The following is a 4,230-nucleotide window of genomic DNA, read 5'->3' as shown; positions in this document are numbered from 1 at the left end:
CGCCTCGGCGTCCCAGACCAGCAGTTCGCCATCGAGGACCAGGCCGTGCGGCAACTGCCGCTCGGCTGCGGTCATCAAGTCCGAGAACCGGTCCTGCACCAGCGATCCGCGGCGGGTCGGCACGAACGGCTGGTTGGTCTGTGGGTCAGACCGGCCGGAGGAGCACTCTCAGATCCTCGCAGTTGGTCTGGGGCCGGTAGGGCCGGGTTCGTTTGTGGGTGATCCCGGCCGCCGCCAGGCTGTCACGCCAGTCGCGTGAGTGGTAGCAGGAGCCGTTGTCGGTCAGAACCCGTTCGACGGTGATCCCAGCGCCGGTGAAGAAGGCGTGGGCCGTTGCCAGAAGGCGGTGGCGGTCTCCTTCTTCTCGTCCGCGTGGATCTCGCTGTAGGCGAGGCGGGAGTGGTCGTCGACGGCGGTATGCAGGTAGCTGTAGCCGGCGTTCCTGCGGGTCTTGCGGCCCGCTTGCCGGCCCAGGACCTAGTGTCCGCCGCCGTCGGGGATGTTGCCGAGCTTCTTGATGTCGACGTGCACGAGCTCGCCGGGTTTCTCGCGTTCGTAGCGGCGTATGACGTGCCCGGTCGCGCGGTCGAGGTGGGGCAGGGGGGCCAGCCGATAGCGGGTCAGGACGCGGTGGACGGTCGAGGGGACCAGGCCGAGCAGGTGGGCGATACGGGCCGGTCCCCAGCGGCGCAGGAGGCGGACCTTGATGATCCGGCGTTCGGTCCGGGTCGGTGTCCGGCGCGGCGTGTGATGGGGACGGCTGGAGCGGTCACCCATGCCCGCTTCGCCAGGGCGCGGGACCGGTCGGCCCATCGCTGGGCGGTGGTCGGTGAGACCTGGAAGCGTTCGGCGGCCCGGCGCAGGGGCCAGCCGTCCTCGACCAAACAGCAGGCCAGACGCAGTCGGCCGGTCTCGGTCAGGGGTGCATTACGGTGGGACACGAGGGCCTTTCGGTCAGGTGTAGACGTGGTAATCCACACCGAACCGGAAGGCCCTCACCTGTTCAAGGGGTGTGACCCAGATACGGCAGAAACCCGCCAGAATTTGATCTTGGGTTGAGCCGGTGGTTTACCACGTCATGCGTTGGGCTGTCGTGGCTACGGGCCTTCTGCCTCGCGGCATGATCTCGGGCGGCACGATGTGGCGCGGGTGCCTGGAACGTCGTTGGCTGCCGGATCTTGCGGAGCGTGGGGATGACTTCGATCGAGCGGACTGCGTATCCGCGGTTCAAGCGGCCGGTCAGTGCGCATGAGCTGCATCTGTTCTTCGCGCCGACGCGGTAGGAGGCGGCGGAGCGGATGGAGATCAGCTGGCCCTGCTGCTGGCGTTGAAGTCGTACCAGCGGATGGGCCGGTTCCCGAGGCCGGAGGAGTATCCGGAGGCGGTGGTCAATTTCGTGCGCCGCGCGGTGGAGCTGCCGGAGGCTACGCCGGTTATGGAGGGTGGCCGTACGGCGGTGCGGAAGCGGCGGGTGGTGCATTCGTCGACCCTTGACGGCGGCCTCGGTCTCCTGTCCCAGACCCGGGTGCAAAGCAGGCGTCTCAGCCCTCGGCGGGGGCGGCGGGCTGGTCTGCTTGCCGGGAATCGGATCGCCATCAACGGGGTTGGTGGGGGATGAGCCGTTAATTGGAGGAACATGCGAGCGATTCAGGTGTACGAAGTGGGCGGTCCCGAGGTGCTGCAGGAGGCCAAGGTGGACCAGCCGCGGCCGGGTCCGGGCGAGGCGATCGTGGAGGTCGCCGCATCCGGGGTCAACTTCCTCGACGTCTACCACCGCGAAGGCCGGTACAGCCTCCCGCTGCCCTTCACCCCGGGCACTGAGGGCGCCGGCACGGTCGTCGAAGTTGGACCCGGCGTCGCTGACGTCGCAGTCGGGGACCGGGTCGGTTGGGTGGAGATTCCCGGCACGTATGCCGAGCGCGCCGTCGTGGACTCCTCCCGGCTGGTGCCGCTGCCCGACGATATCGGCTTCGAGACAGCCGCCGCCGTGCTCCTCCAAGGCATGACCGCGCACTATCTCGTCAAGGACGCCTACCCGGTTCAGGGGGGCGACACGGTGCTCGTGCATGCGGCTGCTGGTGGCATGGGGCTGCTTTTGACCCAGCTCATCACCCATCTCGGCGGCAGGGTGATCGGCACGACGTCGACCACGGCGAAGGCCGAGCTGGCGAAGCGTGCCGGGGCCGCTGAGGTGATCCTTTCCTCCGCAGTCGACGATCTCGCAGCCGAGGTGAGGCGGCTCAGCGGCGGTCAGGGACTGCCGGTTGTCTTCGACGGCGTCGGCGCGCACACCTTCGATGCGAGCCTCGCCAGCCTGCGAACCCGCGGCCATCTCGTGCTCTTCGGCGCGGCAAGTGGTGCCGTGCCGCCGTTTGATCCGATTCGGCTCGCCCACGGCGGTTCGCTGACCCTGATCCGGCCCAGCCTCGGGGACTTCATCGCCGATCGGTCCGAACTGCTCCGACGGGCCGCCGATGTGTTCGAGTGGGTGCGCTCCAAGGCGCTTGAGGTCACCGTAACGGGCCGCTACGCATTGTCCGAGGCCGCCCAGGCCCACAGCGATCTGGAGGCTCGGCGTACCACCGGCAAGCTGCTCGTCATACCCGATGCGGCCGCTATTGGACGCCGCGAGGAGACGCAGAGCTGATCGCGGGTGACGAGGTCGGGGATCTTGGAGACTGAGATGTCGAGGGCATGGCCGACCGTCATCGCCAAGATCCGCGACAGCGTCAGGCACTCAGCAGGCCAAGATCAAGTTCTGGCGGGTTTCTGGCGTATCTGGGTCACACCCCTTCAAGATCCCTCAGCCGAGACCTGGCTCACCCGTCCACAACCTCCCGGGACCTCACGCCTAGTGTCCTGCGCCGGAGATCCGTCGGCGGAAGCGGGCGAGGGAATCGAGGATTTCCTCGGCTGTCTTGGTCCAGATGAACGGCTTTGGGTCTTCGTTCCAGTTCTTGACCCACTTGCGGATGTCGGCTTCGAGGGCCTGGACGTTCTTGTGTGCGCCACGGCGGATCATCTGGTCGGCCAGGAAGCCGAACCACCGCTCGACCTGGTTGATCCATGAGGAGCCGGTCGGGGTGAAGTGCAGCTGGAACCGGGGGTGCTTGCCCAGCCACGTCCTGATCGCCGGGGTCTTGTGGGTGCCGTACTCGTCCACGATCAGGTGGACCTGCAGATGCGCGGGAACCTCCTTGTCGATCCTGATCAGGAACTTCTTGAACTCCGCTGCCCGGTGTCGGCCGTGCAGTGCGCTGATGACCTCGCCGGTGGCGACATCGAACGCGGCGAACAGGGTGGTCAGGCCGTTGCGGACGTAGTCGTGGGTCCGCCGCTCGGGCATGCCGGGCATCACCGGCAGGACCGGCTGGGACCGGTCCAGGGCCCGGATCTGGGACTTCTCGTCCACCGAGAGCACCACCGCGCCCTCGGGCGGGTTGAAGGACAAGCCGACGACGTCGTAGACCTTCTCCACGAACAACGGGTCCGTCGACAGCTTGAAGGTGTCGGTCAGATGCGGCTTGATCTGGAACTTCCGCCAGATCCGGCCCACGGTGGACTTCGACAGGCCGCTGCGGTCCGCCATCGACTTGCGAGACCAGTGGGTGGCGTTCTTCGGGAGTTCCTCCAGCGTCGTGACCACGACCGACTCCACCTGGTCGACAGTGATGGTGGGCGGCCGGCCCGGCCGGGGCTCGTCCACCAGCCCGTCCAGCCGCTCAGCGAGGAACCGACGACGCCACTTGCGGACCGTGTCCGCGGTCACCCGCAGATCCCGGGCGACCGCGACGATCGGCGGCACCTCCTGCCCCGCGCACGCCAGCACAATACGTGCGCGCAGGGCCAGGGCCTGGGCCGACGTCGCACGACGCGTCCACCGCTCCAACACCGCCCGCTCATCAGCAGAGAGCAGCAACGGCTCCAGCTTCGGGCCCCGACGAGGAACAGACGCACCAGCAGCAGAAGTCACACAACAACTAACGATCAACTACTGGCGCAGGACACTAGGGCGCGTATTTTGTTGTGATCAATCTGCGGGAATCGCCCTCACGGCGGGTTCTGATCCGGTAGATCGTTCTGTGTGACGCGAGTGCAACTGACGGATGAAGAGTGGGAGTTCATCGAGCCGTTTCTGCCGATCGGCGAGTACGGCCCGTACCCGGAACGGCTGCGGCAGCAGTTCGAGGGCGTGATCTGGCGGTTCCGGACGGGCGGGCAGTGGCGGGA

General features: G+C 67.2%; 3 protein-coding genes and 1 pseudogene. 2 read left to right on the top strand and 2 right to left on the bottom strand.

Going from position 1 to position 4,230, the window contains the following annotated elements; genetic code table 11:
• Positions 1 to 181: 181 nt before the first annotated feature.
• A pseudogene (locus ACWGIU_RS31255) lies at positions 182 to 941 on the bottom strand (IS481 family transposase); the annotation flags it as partial.
• A gap of 695 nt (positions 942 to 1,636) precedes the next feature.
• Here ACWGIU_RS31255 and ACWGIU_RS31250 point away from each other — a divergent pair.
• Positions 1,637 to 2,647, top strand: a complete 1,011-nt coding sequence (locus tag ACWGIU_RS31250) for a quinone oxidoreductase family protein (RefSeq protein ID WP_453711464.1) — start codon at positions 1,637 to 1,639, stop codon at positions 2,645 to 2,647.
• A gap of 204 nt (positions 2,648 to 2,851) precedes the next feature.
• Here the strand turns inward: ACWGIU_RS31250 and ACWGIU_RS31245 are convergent, their stop codons facing one another.
• Complete coding sequence (locus ACWGIU_RS31245) at positions 2,852 to 3,973, bottom strand: IS630 family transposase (protein ID WP_453711462.1); 1,122 nt, start codon at positions 3,971 to 3,973, stop codon at positions 2,852 to 2,854.
• Between the two features lie 111 nt (positions 3,974 to 4,084).
• Between ACWGIU_RS31245 and ACWGIU_RS31240 the strand changes: the two genes are divergently transcribed.
• Positions 4,085 to 4,230 (top strand): transposase (locus ACWGIU_RS31240; RefSeq protein WP_453711466.1); only part of this gene is annotated, 146 nt, incomplete at its 3' end.

This window comes from Streptomyces sp. NPDC054840 (assembly GCF_053611065.1).
This window is presented reverse-complemented; position numbering and strand designations above follow the sequence as displayed.